15 protein-coding genes and 1 pseudogene are annotated in these 14,016 nt (G+C 56.4%); 15 read left to right on the top strand and 1 reads right to left on the bottom strand.

The window, feature by feature from the left end:
- The first annotated feature begins 4 nt into the window (after window positions 1–4).
- The 12 genes and pseudogenes from OZ656_RS10855 (at window position 5) to OZ656_RS10800 (ending at window position 11,153) form a co-directional block, all read left to right on the top strand.
- A complete protein-coding gene (locus OZ656_RS10855; protein WP_011784890.1) occupies window positions 5–595 on the top strand; it encodes a protein-disulfide reductase DsbD domain-containing protein in 591 nt (196 codons plus the stop codon).
- A gap of 49 nt (window positions 596–644) precedes the next feature.
- Window positions 645–1,340, top strand: coding sequence for an SCO family protein (locus tag OZ656_RS10850; RefSeq protein ID WP_011784891.1), 696 nt, complete (start codon window positions 645–647; stop codon window positions 1,338–1,340).
- Between the two features lie 56 nt (window positions 1,341–1,396).
- Window positions 1,397–1,972 (top strand): TlpA disulfide reductase family protein, encoded by a 576-nt coding sequence (locus OZ656_RS10845; RefSeq protein ID WP_278350129.1) that lies wholly within the window; start codon window positions 1,397–1,399, stop codon window positions 1,970–1,972.
- A 293-nt stretch (window positions 1,973–2,265) separates the two neighbouring features.
- Window positions 2,266–2,658, top strand: coding sequence for a hypothetical protein (locus OZ656_RS10840; RefSeq protein WP_139216080.1), 393 nt, complete (start codon window positions 2,266–2,268; stop codon window positions 2,656–2,658).
- 229 nt (window positions 2,659–2,887) lie between these two features.
- The gene (locus tag OZ656_RS10835) at window positions 2,888–4,099 is read left to right on the top strand and encodes a TolC family protein (RefSeq protein ID WP_175497437.1); all 1,212 of its coding nucleotides are present in this window, start codon (window positions 2,888–2,890) and stop codon (window positions 4,097–4,099) included.
- Window positions 4,092–5,192, top strand: coding sequence for an efflux RND transporter periplasmic adaptor subunit (locus OZ656_RS10830; RefSeq protein WP_053115055.1), 1,101 nt, complete (start codon window positions 4,092–4,094; stop codon window positions 5,190–5,192). The genes OZ656_RS10835 and OZ656_RS10830 overlap by 8 nt, the downstream gene beginning before the upstream one ends.
- Before the next feature lie 3 nt (window positions 5,193–5,195).
- A complete protein-coding gene (locus tag OZ656_RS10825) occupies window positions 5,196–8,288 on the top strand; it encodes an efflux RND transporter permease subunit (RefSeq protein ID WP_053115056.1) in 3,093 nt (1,030 codons plus the stop codon).
- Window positions 8,285–8,593, top strand: coding sequence for a DUF3240 family protein (locus tag OZ656_RS10820; protein WP_053115057.1), 309 nt, complete (start codon window positions 8,285–8,287; stop codon window positions 8,591–8,593). Before OZ656_RS10825 ends, OZ656_RS10820 begins: the two co-directional genes overlap by 4 nt.
- Window positions 8,594–8,825: 232 nt before the next feature.
- Window positions 8,826–9,077 (top strand): annotated as a pseudogene (locus tag OZ656_RS10815) (transposase); the annotation flags it as partial.
- A 31-nt stretch (window positions 9,078–9,108) separates the two neighbouring features.
- A complete protein-coding gene (locus tag OZ656_RS10810) occupies window positions 9,109–9,417 on the top strand; it encodes a TlpA disulfide reductase family protein (RefSeq protein ID WP_227507755.1) in 309 nt (102 codons plus the stop codon).
- A gap of 46 nt (window positions 9,418–9,463) precedes the next feature.
- Entirely contained in the window at window positions 9,464–10,219 is a 756-nt protein-coding gene (locus OZ656_RS10805) for an AraC family transcriptional regulator (RefSeq protein WP_075267711.1), read from the top strand.
- Window positions 10,220–10,292: 73 nt separating this feature from the next.
- A complete protein-coding gene (locus tag OZ656_RS10800) occupies window positions 10,293–11,153 on the top strand; it encodes a sterol desaturase family protein (RefSeq protein WP_053115059.1) in 861 nt (286 codons plus the stop codon).
- 140 nt (window positions 11,154–11,293) lie between these two features.
- Here the strand turns inward: OZ656_RS10800 and cadR are convergent, their stop codons facing one another.
- Complete coding sequence (gene cadR, locus OZ656_RS10795) at window positions 11,294–11,698, bottom strand: Cd(II)/Pb(II)-responsive transcriptional regulator (protein WP_053115060.1); 405 nt, start codon at window positions 11,696–11,698, stop codon at window positions 11,294–11,296.
- 97 nt (window positions 11,699–11,795) lie between these two features.
- On the opposite strand from cadR, the gene OZ656_RS10790 reads away from it, so the two are divergent.
- The 3 genes from OZ656_RS10790 (at window position 11,796) to OZ656_RS10780 (ending at window position 13,946) form a co-directional block, all read left to right on the top strand.
- Window positions 11,796–12,692 (top strand): cation transporter, encoded by an 897-nt coding sequence (locus OZ656_RS10790; RefSeq protein ID WP_379944481.1) that lies wholly within the window; start codon window positions 11,796–11,798, stop codon window positions 12,690–12,692.
- Between the two features lie 3 nt (window positions 12,693–12,695).
- Window positions 12,696–13,208, top strand: a complete 513-nt coding sequence (gene lspA / locus OZ656_RS10785) for a signal peptidase II (protein ID WP_011784899.1) — start codon at window positions 12,696–12,698, stop codon at window positions 13,206–13,208.
- Window positions 13,209–13,307: 99 nt separating this feature from the next.
- Window positions 13,308–13,946, top strand: a complete 639-nt coding sequence (locus OZ656_RS10780) for a peroxiredoxin (protein WP_011784900.1) — start codon at window positions 13,308–13,310, stop codon at window positions 13,944–13,946.
- Window positions 13,947–14,016: the final 70 nt, after the last annotated feature.

The following is a 14,016-nucleotide window of genomic DNA, read 5'->3' as shown; positions in this document are numbered from 1 at the left end:
AACCATGACAACCCAAGCCAAAGTATTGCTGACCGGCATAGCGGTTTTTCTGATCGCGATCGCGGCGTTCATGTTGATCGGTACCAATTCCGGAAAGGCCCCTGGCTCAGCCCAGCCTGAACAAGCCAGTTCCGACCCCCAGGCGCCAGTTGCCCGCACGGGGTTGGCAGATTCTTCCGATAAGGTCCGCCTCAATCTTGCGGAAGGCGGCAAAGCCCTGATAGGGGAGACCGGTGAAATCGTTCTGACACTGGACATTGAACCGGGCTGGCACGTGAATGCGAATCCAGCCTCCATGGAGTTTCTGATCCCCACCGTCGCCAAGTCTTCGGCTGGCGGCCAGTCGCTCGATATTCCGACGGAGTACCCGCGCGGCCGGGTCAGTGACATTGTGCTGGGTGACACCGCCCTGGAGGTGTACGACGACGGTGCGAGCATCCGGCTGCTGCCAGATGAAAAACAGACCGCCGCGCTGAAAGAGGCAGGCAAGCTAGACATGACGGTACGGGTACAGGCCTGCAGTGACGAGGGCGTTTGCCTGGCACCAGCTGACCTGCCCGTTGCGCTGAATCTGGACGATATCAAGCCACAATAAACCGGGACTCCCTTCGGAAAACAACTCAAATGGAGAATGACTGTGAACAGTGTATTCAGAATTGCTGATTGCCATGGTTGCCCAGGTCAGCACCAATGCCATGGCCCATTCCATGGAAGATGTGGAGGCCTCGTTGAACGAGAAAGAGCGGTATGCCCAGTTTGTGGATCAGCCGGCCCCTGAATTTGATCTTACAGGCGTTGATGGCAATACCCTTGCCCTTGCCGACTTAAACGGCAAAACCGTTGTGCTTAACTTTCTCTACACGCGCTGTACCGAGGCCTGCCCTTTGCATATGAACCTGATCCGGCAGTTGCAAACCGGGGTTGAAGAAGAAGGGCTGAGTGAAGAGGTGGTGTTCATCACCATTGCCACGGACCGGGAAGATGTTGCAGGCACCCGGAGAAACATGCGTGCCTACGGCGAGAATTTCGATCTGAATCCCCGCAACTGGCAATTCCTCTACCGAGCCAGGATGGAACCACCTGAACTGACACCAGAACTTGCTAAAGCCTACGGCGTTCAGTTCAGGGATACGGGTGAGGGTGTACAGGTCCATGGTGTGGTAACCCACGTGATTGACCCGGAAGGGCAGATGCGGGCCCGGTTCCATGGATTGAAATTCAAGCCTGAACACCTGGTGACCTACCTGACGGCCATTGCCAAAGGCCCCAACGCGGCAGCCGATGATGGGTTCTGGGGCCGACTGCACGGGCGAATTGAAGAGCTGTTACAGAGTGAGTAACGCGTGGGGCACCATGCCGGCAACAAACCGACCACTGTAATCAGGAGTAATGTCCAATGAGTCACCAGCGCATATCTGCCGCCCGGGGAATCGCCGTAGTCCTTTTCGCGCTTGCTATTTCCATAGCCGCTCAAGTTATGGCTGCAGGGAAGGTTCCGAAGTCGGTGGGGCCCCAGGGGTTCCTGATCTGGGAGTCCCCTCGCACTCTGCCCGAGCTGGCTTTTGAAGACGAAAACGGCAGACCGCTGACACTGGCTGACTTTCAGGGCAAGGTGATTTTGCTCAATATCTGGGCGACCTGGTGCGCACCCTGCCGTGAGGAAATGCCGACGCTGGACTCACTTCAGGCTCAACTGGGCGGCGAGCATTTTGAAGTGGTTGCGCTGTCCGTTGACCACTCAGGCATCAGCGTTGTTGAAAAATTCTACCGGAAAACCGGCATCCAACATCTTCGCCAGTATATTGATCCGTCGACAATGGCGACCTCAACACTGGGCATAGAAGGTGTTCCTACAACGCTGCTGATTGATCACAACGGTCGCGAAATTGGCCGCCTGGTCGGTGCCGCGGAATGGGACAGCCCGGCCATAGCGGATTTGATAACCCGTACCATTGACGGGGTTCCAGACTGACCGATGGTCAGTCCGACTGGACGTCTGCAACAAACGCCTTGACCTTAAAGTTGGCTCGGGCGATTCAGCTTTGGCCAGGCGATTAATTCAAGGTCAAGTCATATATATTGAAAGTCTGTCTTTGCAGAGGCAATGACCATGATAAAGAATTTATTGAATTGATTCCGCTGGATTGGAATAACCGCTCGTTCAGCCGCTTCCTTTTACCTCTTTATGAGAAATCCGGGGTAGAAGATTGAAACTGGAGACTAATCTGTTGCCTGGCATTGGGAGAATGGGTATTATCCGATCCTATGCATCGATCGCAATTAACCACGCTCAAGAAAATTTTCTGGGTAACGTATTTGGCTGTCGCCCTGGTCTTCATCCAAGGCGCGCGATTGCATATGCATACCTACGATCATGAGCCGACCACGTCGGAACATGTGCATCAGGATCAAAGCCACGTCGACTACGGTGCTTCGGGCAAGAAACATCCTGACGAAGTGGGTCACATCGACCTGTCTCAACAAGGAGCCCTGAAAAAACTGCCGCTTGGGTCGATGGTCCTCGCCCTGTTTGCGGCAGTGATTCTACTTCTGCCGAGACGATTTTGCTCTCAGGTATTGTGGCGCCTCTATCGCCATACAAGGTTTCTTTCTTCCCCTTTCAGTCTAAGGCCGCCTCTGCGCGCGCCCCCTCTCTGAGAATCTGAGACTTCCCTTTAGATGGTTTTGCCTGCAGAGACTTAGTATTGGTCTGTGCATTAGCAATGCCGCATGGCTTTTTATCTTGGATGCTTTTGCGCGCGTGTCGTATCACCGACGCAGCGCTTAGGAGTGGATAATGTTCAATGTTTTTTTCTTGGCGCGCCGAAAAAATCGGCGAGCGGTGGTGCTGTGGTTCCTGCTGTCTTGTACTGCGTCGGTATCGGTCATGGGTCAATCGCAGGGTATATGGACACTGGAAGACAGTATCCGGCGTGCGGTTGAGATTGCGCCGGAAATTCGTGGTGCGCAGGCGACTGTCAATGCCCGCCGGGGTGCTCTGCAACAGGCCGGTGTGTGGCCGAACCCGCAGATCGAATTGCGTGCCGACGACAGTATTGGCAAGGACGCGGGCACCGGAGGTACTGATTTCACCCAGTTTGCGATCAGCCAGCCGCTGCCACTGAGTGGTCGTATCGGGTACCAGAAGGCGGTTGCCGGGGCGGGACTGGACGCTGCCCGGGCCGAACAGAGCTATCAAAAGATTCGTCTGGAAACCCAGGTAGCGCAGCGCTATCACAGCTTGCAGTTGGCTTGGGAGCGCCTTCGCCTGGCGGAGGAACGCTTGCAACTTGCCGATGACCTGCAGAACACCGGGCGCCGACGCGCTCAGGCCGGTGAGCTTTCTGACCTGGAGCGCTTGCGCATGGATCTGATCCGGGAAGCCGCGCAACAGGAATTAAATAGTGCAGAAGGCGCATACAATGAAGCGCTCAGCAGATTTCGCGTCTACTTGGAGCTACCCGGAGAGACGACACCTCGATTGACTTCCCTTCAACCGTTTGGCCCCGTCCACGGGCTGGAGCAGTTGCAGGCTGGTCTGGCGAATCATCCGGCGCTGCTCGCCGCGAAACACCGAGTCGAGGCAGCGCGATCAGGTGTGGACTTGGCCCGTGCTGAGCGTTTGCCAGATATCAGCCTGCGGGTGTTTCGTGAGCAGGATTTACTAAACGGACGCCGTCAGGATGTCACTGGAATCGGCCTGGGTATCACCATACCTCTCTGGGACCGAAACAGCGGTCGCATTGGAGAAGTCCGGTCACAAGTAATTGAGGGCCAGTCGGAGCTACAGGCGCTGGAACGGGATTTGGATAGTCGCTTGCAGCGGAGTTTTTTGAATCTGAATCAGCTCATTAAGCAGGGTGAGCATTACCGCGCGCGAGTTTTCCAGCCTGCGCAAAAAGTATTCGAACTGACGCGCAAGGCATACGCCAACGGTGAGGTGGAAATTCTCTCGGTAATCGATGCCAACAACACCTATTTTGACGCCCATGAACGCTATTTGGAGCTGCTGCAAAAGGCCTGGCTGGAGGCTGCAGATTTGCGCCTGGCGGCTGGTCGTGCCCTTGTCCTCACTGAACAGGATACTGACAATGAATAAGCTACTAGCCACACTGTTTTTCCTGCTGATTCCGGCGCTGGCGCCGGCCGCTGAACTGGAGCTGACCCAGGAGCAGTTGACCAGCGCCGGGCTTACGACCACCACCGTAACTACCCGCGAGCTCAAGCCGCGTCTGAAACTGACCGGCACCCTCACTGCCGACCGGCGCAAGAGCAATCGTGTCACCCCTGTCGTGGACGGCATGGTGACCGAACTGCTGGCGGTGGAGAACGAGGCAGTGCGCAAGGGGCAGGTGCTGGCCCGCCTGCGCAGCAACAGCCTGGGCCAGGCGCAGGCCGACTATCTGGAAACGTTGGCCCGCTTCGAACTGGCGCGCGCCGAGCGCGCCCGTATCGAAGGCTTGTGGAAAGACGGCATCGTCGCCGAAAGCCGTTGGCTCAAAGTGGACAGTGAATACAAGAGCGCCCGCGCCACGCTGGATGCGCGGCGTCGCTTGTTGTCGCTTGCCGGCCTGTCTGATCGGCAGATACAGGCCCTGGCGCAGAAACCGGACCGCCTGGCGGAGTTCGAGTTGACCAGTCCTATCGATGGGATGGTCACCGGGGTCGAGATCGAGTCAGGTCAGTTGATAACCGCTGGGCAGACCGCCTTTCACGTGGACGACCTGTCCAGCCTGTGGGCCGAGGTACGCATCCCTGTCGCCAACTTATCTGAGATCAAACCGGGTGCGGAGGCCACGGTCCAGGTACAGGCCAGTCCCGGGCGTGAATACCGTGGCCGCCTGCAATCGCTTGCGGCTGAGGTGGACCGGCAAAGTCAAACCCTGGGCGGACGCATCGTGGTCGATAACCCGGACGGCCAGTTGCGACCCGGCATGTACGCCACCGTGACCCTGACCGGTGTGGCCTATCGAGGACTCATGGTGCCCGCCAGCGCCGTGTTCCGGGTGGGTGAGCAGGCCTACCTGTTCAAGGTGCTGGGCCCACGGCGCTATGCGCCAACGCCGATCGAGATCGGGCTGGAGTCGGAAGGCTGGATTGCGGTGCGCGGCGGCATTGAGGCGAATTCCGAGATCGTTAGCGGCGGCGTGGCCGAGCTCAAATCCCACTGGCAGTACCAGGGGGGTGAGTAAGCCATGATCGCTTCATTGATTCGTTTTTCCCTGATCCAGCGGCTAATGATACTGCTGTTGGCCGCTGCACTGATTGTCGGTGGGGTATGGGCGTTTCGCACGCTTCCCATCGATGCCTTCCCCGATATCGCCTCGCCCCAGGTATTGGTGATCGTCAAGGCACCGGGCCTGTCGCCCACCGAGGTGGAAAGCCGCATTACCTTTCCGATTGAAAGGGAGATGCAGGGCCTGCCGCGTCAGACCGTGCTGCGCTCCACCACCAAATACGCGTTGAGTTCCATCACTATCGACTTCGAGGACGGCACCGACATCTACTGGGCACGCCAGCAGGTGGCCGAACGCCTCAATCAGGTCTGGGGCGAACTGCCCGCCGGGGTGGAGGGCGGATTGGGGCCCATCACCACGCCGTTGAGCGAGGGATACATGTATCGGGTTGAGGGCGAGGGCTACAGCAACCGGGAACTGCGTAGTATCCAGGACTGGGTGATCCGTCCGCGCCTACGCACCGTGGAGGGCGTAGCCGACGTCAATTCCCTGGGCGGCGAAGTCAAGGTGTTCGAAGTCGTTGCCGATCCCGAGGCGCTGTTGGCCCACGGCCTGGCAATTGATGACTTGGAACGCGCACTGAAAGCCAATAACCGCAATGCCGGCGGGGACCGCATCAACCGTAACGACGAGGTGCTGTTGGTGCGTACCGTGGGGCAACTACTGGATATGGAGGATATCCGCAGCATCACCGTGGCCAGCCGTAATGGCGTCCCGGTGCACGTCACTGATGTGGCCACGGTCCGCATCAACTCCATGACCCGCTACGGCGCGGTCACCGCCGATGGCGAGGGCGAGGTGGTGACCGGCCTGGCGCTGCTGCGCCGGGGCGCCAACAGCCGGACCATGGTCGAAGGCGTCAAGCATGAGCTCGAGGCGCTCAAGGCGACGTTACCCGAAGGTGTACGTATTGTGCCGTTCTATGATCGCTCCGAGTTGGTCAGCCAGGCGGTGTGGACGGTGGAAAAAGCGCTTGGCGAGGCTGTGGTCCTGGTGCTGTTGGTGTTGATAGTCATGCTCGGCAATTTACGCGCCGCCCTGACCGTGGCGCTAATTTTGCCGTTGTCGGTGCTGTTCACTTTCGTGATGATGCGTCTGTTTGGTGTCAGCGCCAATCTCATGTCTCTCGGCGGGCTGGCGATTGCCATCGGTATCCTGGTGGATGCTGCGGTGGTGGTGGTCGAGAACACTCATGCGCGACTCAGCCAGGCGCCCAAGGGGGTTGATCGTCTGCATCTGATCTACCGCGCGACGCTAGAGGTGGCTACGCCAGTGATCTCTGCCGTGCTGATCATCATTGTGGTATTTCTGCCCTTGTTCAGCCTGTCCGGCCTAGAAGGCAAAATGTTTACGCCGCTGGCGGTGACTATCGCTTTCGCCCTTATCGGCTCGCTGCTCCTGTCGCTGACGGTCATTCCGGTGATGGCCAGCCTGTTGATGCGGGGTGGCGCTGAGGAAGACAGCCGGGTGTTGAAGTTGTTGAAGCACGGCTATGTGCCGGTCATGCGCTGGGCGCTGCGCCACCTCAAGACGGCCGTGGGCGGCGCATTGATGCTACTGCTCGGCGCCGCCCTGCTGTTTCCCCTGATTGGGAAGGAGTTCATGCCGGTCATGGACGAAGGTACCACGGTGGTCATCATCGAAAAGCTGCCCAGCATCTCGCTGGAGCGTTCCCTGGCGCTTGACGAGCCCTATCAAAAGGCCATGATGGAGCTGCCGGAGGTCACCGGCGTGGTGTCCCGCACCGGCGCCGACGAGCTGCGTATGGACCCCATGGGTTTGTATCAAACCGATAATTTTCTCATCACCAAACCAAGGGACCAGTGGACGGTGAGTCTGGAGGAGTTTCAGGAGCGGTTGCGCGAGAAACTCGATCGCTTCGTCGGCATCGACTACGCCTTCACTCAGCCCATCGACATGCGGGTCTCCGAGATGTTGACCGGCGTGCGGGCCGCGATGGCCATCAAGTTGTACGGCGATGATCTGAAGGTACTGAAGGAAAAGTCCAAACAGATCGAAATGCTCATCAATAACATTCCCGGGGCGGTCGATGTCTTTCGCGCTCCGTTGTCAGGCCAAACCTATCTGCAGGTTGAGATTGATCCCCAGGCCATTGCCCGATTCGGCATTAATATCGAGGATATCAACCAGCTTGTGGAAATTGCCGTCGGCGGCCGGGTTGTCACTGAGGTAATCGAAGACAACCGACGCGTTGGTGTGTTGTTGCGTTATCCGGAACAGGCGCGCACGTCGCCGAACGATATCGCGGCGCTAAGAGTGGAAACGCCCGCTGGGGAAAAGATTCGCCTCGACAGCGTGGCCGCAATCCGAGAAGTCGATGGGCCGGTTGGGATCACCCGGGAGTCGGCCAAGCGCCAGGTAGTGGTGCAGGCCAACGTCGAAGGTCGTGATATGGTGGGGTTCGTAGAAGAGGTTCGTGCCACCCTGGAACGTGAGGTGCAATTGCCGACAGGTTACTACGTCACCTATGGTGGGCAGTTCGAGAACCAGCAGCGCGCTGCGGCCCGTCTGGCGTTGGTGGTGCCGATTGCCATCGCGCTGATCTTCGTGATGCTGTTCATCACGTTCCGATCCCTGCGCCAGGCCGGTTTGATCATCCTCAACATTCCGTTCGCCATGATCGGCGGCGTCGTCAGCCTGTATCTGTCAGGGCTGTACCTGTCAGTGCCGGCCTCCGTGGGGTTCATCACCCTGTTCGGTGTGGCGGTGCTCAACGGAGTGGTGATGGTGACTTACTTCAACCAGTTGCGTGAAGCCGGGAGAACTCTGCTCCAGGCTGTGCAGGAAGGCGCCGAGCGCAGGTTGCGACCGGTGCTCATGACCGCATTAATCGCCAGCCTGGGTCTGGTGCCGCTATTGACGGCGACCGGGCCGGGCTCAGAGTTGCAGCGCCCGCTGGCGGTCGTGGTGATCGGCGGACTGTTCACGTCGACGCTGCTCACACTGGTGCTGCTTCCTACCTTATATGCCTGGATAGAAGGGCGGGCGCAGCGACGCCTCGCTCAGCCCACAACGGAGGACCACGCGTGAAGATTCTGACGCTTATTGTGCATGCCAATACCCAGCAGGAATTGGGCGATCAACTGCGAACCCTGAGCGAGGTATCCGGCTTTACGTTCAGCCATGTGGAAGGGCACGGGGCTCAGGTGGAACGCGACCCGTTTCTCTCGGCACGTGATAAAGTGGTTGGTTACACACCGCGGGTGCGGGTGGATATCCTGCTTGATGACGCGGATGTAAGTGTCGTACTGGAGGCGCTTCGACAGGCGGAAAACACTGTGACCGGCCAAGGCGTGTATTGGACAATACCTGTGGAAGATGGAGGACACCTGTGATTTAGATCGCTGAAACCTACCTGAGTAAGAAGAGGGATCTTAAGAAGAGGCTAAGATCCCTCTTAGACATGATGTTTTGACCTGCCCACCCTCAACGTTCGTGGGTTATCGTTGGGGAGTGGGTAAACAACCCTTAGACAGAGCCACATTGAGGAGGGCAAGTCATGACAGAGTTTAACGCTGAATCCGTTTCATTTCACACCGCCGCTTCTGCTGTCGATCCGGCGGCCTGTTGCAGTTTGTCTATGAGGCCGGTCCCTGTGGTTACGGCCTGTATCGTCAATTGCTCGCCAGCGGCCATGATGCTCAGGTGGTGGCGCCCTCGCGTATTCCGAAGGCGCCCGGGGAGCGAATCAAGACCGGTCGGCGCGATGCTCTGAAGCTGGCGCGCCTGGCTCGCAGGGGCGACCTGACGCCGGTCTGGGTGCCTGATAACGAACAGGAAGCCATGCGCGATCTGACCCGGGCGCGTGATGACATGAAGGCTCAGGAACGCAAGCGCGTCAGCAGAGGAAATGCCGACGCTGGACTCACTTCAGGCTCAACTGGGCGGCGAGCATTTTGAAGTGGTTGCGCTGTCCGTTGACCACGCAGGCATCAGCGTTGTTGAAAAATTCTACCGGAAAACCGGCATCCAACATCTTCGCCAGTATATTGATCCGTCGACAATGGCGACCTCAACGCTAGGCATAGAAGGTGTTCCTACAACGCTGCTGATTGATCATGACGGTCGCGAAATTGGCCGCCTGGTCGGTGCCGCGGAATGGGACAGTCCGGCCATGGTGGATTTGATGACCCGCACCATTGACGAGGCTTGGAACTGACCGAGGGTCACTCCGACTGAAAGTCTGTCTTTGCAGAGATGAGGCAATGACCAAAACAAAGACTTTATTGAACCCATGGCTTGGCTCCGTAGCGATAAAGCCAGGCATGGGTGCCTTCCATGGAGAGTCGGGAGACAATAAGCCCCACAGGCATTGGGCTCATCAAATCGTGATCGGTTTAGACGCAAGCGTTGAAGTCATGTCCGGTGAAACACGATGCGAGGGAAGGGGGTTATGGATACCAGCTGGAGTTACTCATCAATTAAAACTGTCCAGGGTACTGTGTATTTACATCGATCCAAACCTTGATGTCTGCAATGTTCTACTGCCTTACATCAAAAATCCGTCGAAGCGATCCATCCGGGCACTCGATGAGGATTTCATTACGGAGTGCTTGTCTCGCTTTACTGGCACCGAAAATCTGTTAATTGCACTGAAAGCTTTCGAGCGACAATACCGGGGTAGTAAGCCATCTGGTCCAAAGAGTAGGTTGAGCGACGTTTTAGAAGCATTGAATGCCGAAGCATCGGGGGGGCGATCAGTCTCACGAGCCGAGTTGGCAAAAATGGTTTGCCTGTCTCCAAGCCATTTTTCCCACTGGTTTACCGAATGTACCGGTTTACCTTTGCGCAGCTATAGAAAGTGGTTAAAGCTATTAACCGGGTTTGAGTTATCGCGCGAGATGTCACTCACTGATGCAGCAATTGCTTCGGGATTTTCTGATCAAGCCCATTTCTGCAGGTCTGTTACTGAGGCATTTGGCGTTTCCCCAACGGTTATTCAACGGCTTTTATCCGAATAATCAGCTCTTTCGTTCAATTCGGCTGCGTGCATCCATGAGATGCTGAACGCTCTAGTTAGCGAGGGCTGTTGGAATGATCCGTAACGTAATGTGGTTGGTTAGGCTTTTGTATTTGCCGTTGTTTTTGCTCGTGGGTAATGGTGTTGCTGTCTATCTCGTTGCCGAAGACTTCAACGCCGGTTGGCTGGGGTTGTTGATCCTGGTGTTTATAGGGATTTCTTTCGCCACTGAAAGACTTATCCCCTATGATCGGGCGTTTAATGAGCCTCAACGGGATCAGCGGCGCGATGTGCTCCATGCACTCATGAACGAGTCGCTTAATGTTATTGGCATAGCTGTACTCCCATTAATTGCAGGATTGCTCGTTTTGGCACCGATCTGGCCTTCCAGTTGGCCACTGCTTTTCCAGTTGCTGTTGGCAATCCTCATTTCTGATATTGGTATCACCCTGGCGCATTTTGCCAGTCATCGCCTCCGGTTGCTGTGGCGCCTACATGCCGTTCATCACAGCGTAAAACGGTTGTACGGCTTTAATGGGCTCATGAAACATCCACTGCATCAATTTATAGAAACAGTTGCTGGGACGACACCATTACTCATTATAGGAGTACCACAGAATGTCCTGATGTTGTTGGTGGTTGCAGTCGTATTTCAGTTGCTACTGCAACACTCGAATGTAGCGTATTTTACCGGACCGCTGAAAAAGGTTCTCGCAATCAACTCCGTGCATCGTTTCCATCATTTGAATACGGCAAAAGAGGGTGATGTGAACTTCGGGCTTTTTACAACCTTGACTGATCGCTTTTTAGGCACGGCTTACTTCGATTCCGAGCGAACGATCGGCGCTAAAGATCTCGGTATTGCTTCAGAGCCGAATTACCCAACGAACTACTGGCAACAGTTGATGCAGCCTTTTCAACGAAACAGGAGATGATGAGGTGCTTGCTCCATCTGCCGGCTACTCAGGCTCCGTGTTGTCGAAAAGATCTGCCAGGAAGCGGATTTTCAACATCTGCGCAAGTATATTGATTCGCCCACACTGGTTACCCCAATACTTGGCATAAATGCCTCAGGCTACTGCTGTATGCTTTCTTCACTGAGCCCTTCGAGAACCCCACAGGCTCCAATGTCCCGATCATCGTTGCAACTCGCTCTCAACGACGTGAGTTGTTTCTCCAGTACCTGCAGATCGGTTATCCGAGACCGTACATGAGCGAGGTGATCATCAAGCAAGGTGTTGATGACCCTGCAAGGCTGATGGGGCGCGCCCTGATAACGCTGTAACTCGTGAATTTCAGCGAGTGACAGCTCGAGTATTCTGCAGCGCCGGATAAAGGCCAGTCGCTCAACATGCCGTTCGGTGTAAATACGGTAGCCGTTGTCCTGACGATCCGGCGGTGGTAACAAGCCCTCTCGCTCATAGAAACGGATGGTCTGGGTGTCAACCCCTACGGACCGCGCCAACTGACCAATGCGCATCGGGTGTCTCCTCAACAAATGGTATCTGTTCTATTGACCTTATAGTGACTATATAGTTTTAAATCATAATCCGACAATACCCAAGTGGAGCCGTATCATGAGTAAACCCTGTGAAGACGCCTGTGGCTGCGACGCAACACCCGCCGAGGGTAATGCCGGGTCGGAGGCCTCTGAAGCGTCCGGCAACTGGATCAGTGTGTATACCGTACCGAAGATGGATTGTCCTTCGGAGGAACGGATGATTCGCCTGGCCCTGAACGGTTTTGAAGACATTCGCGGGCTGTCCTTCGACCTGTCTGATCGGCGGTTGAAGGTTGTGCACGATGGCGAGGCTGAGCCTATCACCGCGAAGCTGGCAACCCTCGGGCTGGGAGCTTCGCTTCAGGAAACGGCCGCTGCCGACCCTGAGTCAATCAAGGCGGTCGGGGGTACGGCTATCTCGGCCGAGCAGGAGTCCGGCACCCTGCGTTGGTTGCTCGGTATCAATGCCGTCCTGTTTGCGGTGGAAATGACGGCCGGCCTGATCGCCCAGTCTACCGGACTGATTGCAGAATCCCTGGACAATTTCGCCGACGCGGCCGTGTATGGGCTCGCCCTGTATGCGGTTGGGCACAGCGTGAAAATGCAGGTGCGTGCGGCGCATCTCGCGGGCGTACTCCAACTGATACTGGCTGTGGGCGCACTTGCAGAGGTGGTGAGGCGCTTTGTCTTCGGCAGTGAGCCGGAGTCGCTGGTAATGATGGGGATTGCGTTCATCGCATTGATCGCCAATACCACCTGTCTGCTGTTGATATCCAAACATCGGGAGGGCGGTGCCCACATGAAGGCGAGCTGGATATTCTCAGCCAACGATGTGGTGATCAATCTGGGGGTCATTACCGCTGGCGCCCTGGTGGCATGGACTGGCTCCAATTACCCGGACCTTATCATCGGCAGCATCGCGGGGATTATCGTACTCAACGGTGCCAGGCGCATCCTGGCGCTTAAGGGTTAAACAATGTCCATCGTTGCCAAAAAACTCTTGCCGTATGGCCTGCTGGCTATTTCGGGCCTGATTGCGGCGTCTGATCAGGTTGTAAAATGGTTGGTCCAGCAGTCAATGGCGTATGGCGAATCGATTCCGGTGACCCCGTTCTTTAACTGGGTGCATGTCTGGAACACCGGTGCCGCATTCAGCCTGTTTGCCGATGGCGGAGGTTGGCAGCGATACTTTCTTATCACAGTCGCGGTAGTTGTCTCATTTGTACTGATCAGGCTGATTCTTCAGTGCCGCCGCAGGGGAGAAGCCATCGCGTACAGCCTTATTCTTGGCGGTGCCATGGGCAACCTGATTGACCGGATATTTCGTGGCTATGTTGTGGATTCCTTTGATGTCTATTGGCAATCCTGGCACTGGCCGGCCTTTAACCTTGCCGATATCGCCATTGTGCTGGGCACCGTGCTTTTCCTCTATGTCAGTTTCATACCCGAAAAATCGGGCACGAACGTCGAGCTCGATGGATCAGGCTAAGAAACATCTGACAAACGCCTTGACCTTAAAGTTGACTTTAAGGATATCGTCTGTGCTGACAAACCAAGAACGACAGCCAAAGCAAAGGAGAATGAAACGATGACATTGCAACTTGGAGAAACCGCTCCCGATTTCACCGTGGCATCCACCGAGGGAAACATTCAGTTTCATGAGTGGCTGGGAGACGACTGGGCCGTACTGTTTTCACACCCCGCCGACTACACCCCCGTCTGTACCACAGAGCTCGGCGCCTTCGCCAAGCGTAAGGACGAGTTCGCCAGTCGCGGTGTGAAGCTGATCGGGGTCTCCGTCGACCCGCTCGACTCTCATAACGACTGGGTGAAGGATATCGAGAAAACCCAGGGCGCCGGGCTCAATTTTCCCCTGCTGGCAGACAAGGATCAGGTGGTTGCCGACCTGTACGGAATGATCCATCCAAAAGCCGACCCCAAGGTGACTGTTCGAACGGTATTTATTATCGATTCCGCGAAGAAAATCCGTCTGATGCTGACGTATCCGCCCAGCACCGGGCGCAATCTGGACGAGATCCTGCGCGTCATTGATTCGCTCCAACTGACCGACAACCACAAAGTGGCCACGCCGGTGGACTGGAAGAATGGCGAGGATGTGATCATCGTTCCGTCGCTCTCCAACGAAGAGGCCAAAGAGCGCTTCCCCGACGGATGGGATGAGCAGACACCGTATCTGCGCGTTACCCGCCAACCTGGTCGGAAGTAATAGAGAATTCGTCAGCTGGCCTTGTGGCTGGCTGACGAAGCAATACCTGAGAAACCTTCACCGATAGGTT

Source organism: Marinobacter sp. LM1 (assembly GCF_042763285.1).
GTDB lineage: Bacteria > Pseudomonadota > Gammaproteobacteria > Pseudomonadales > Oleiphilaceae > Marinobacter > Marinobacter nauticus.
The sequence above is the reverse complement of the archived record's forward strand: the minus strand, read 5'-3'. Positions and strand labels throughout refer to the sequence as shown.

Bases quoted from the DNA above. Each gene is read 5' to 3' on its own strand.
- OZ656_RS10855 (WP_011784890.1), top strand. From the start codon at position 5: ATGACAACCCAAGCCAAAGTATTGCTGACCGGCATAGCGGTTTTTCTG.
- OZ656_RS10845 (WP_278350129.1), top strand. From the start codon at position 1,397: ATGAGTCACCAGCGCATATCTGCCGCCCGGGGAATCGCCGTAGTCCTT.
- OZ656_RS10840 (WP_139216080.1), top strand. From the start codon at position 2,266: ATGCATCGATCGCAATTAACCACGCTCAAGAAAATTTTCTGGGTAACG.
- OZ656_RS10835 (WP_175497437.1), top strand. From the start codon at position 2,888: ATGGGTCAATCGCAGGGTATATGGACACTGGAAGACAGTATCCGGCGT.
- OZ656_RS10830 (WP_053115055.1), top strand. From the start codon at position 4,092: ATGAATAAGCTACTAGCCACACTGTTTTTCCTGCTGATTCCGGCGCTG.
- OZ656_RS10825 (WP_053115056.1), top strand. From the start codon at position 5,196: ATGATCGCTTCATTGATTCGTTTTTCCCTGATCCAGCGGCTAATGATA.
- OZ656_RS10810 (WP_227507755.1), top strand. From the start codon at position 9,109: ATGCCGACGCTGGACTCACTTCAGGCTCAACTGGGCGGCGAGCATTTT.
- OZ656_RS10805 (WP_075267711.1), top strand. From the start codon at position 9,464: ATGACCAAAACAAAGACTTTATTGAACCCATGGCTTGGCTCCGTAGCG.
- OZ656_RS10800 (WP_053115059.1), top strand. From the start codon at position 10,293: ATGATCCGTAACGTAATGTGGTTGGTTAGGCTTTTGTATTTGCCGTTG.
- cadR (WP_053115060.1), bottom strand. From the start codon at position 11,698: ATGCGCATTGGTCAGTTGGCGCGGTCCGTAGGGGTTGACACCCAGACC.
- OZ656_RS10790 (WP_379944481.1), top strand. From the start codon at position 11,796: ATGAGTAAACCCTGTGAAGACGCCTGTGGCTGCGACGCAACACCCGCC.
- lspA (WP_011784899.1), top strand. From the start codon at position 12,696: ATGTCCATCGTTGCCAAAAAACTCTTGCCGTATGGCCTGCTGGCTATT.
- OZ656_RS10780 (WP_011784900.1), top strand. From the start codon at position 13,308: ATGACATTGCAACTTGGAGAAACCGCTCCCGATTTCACCGTGGCATCC.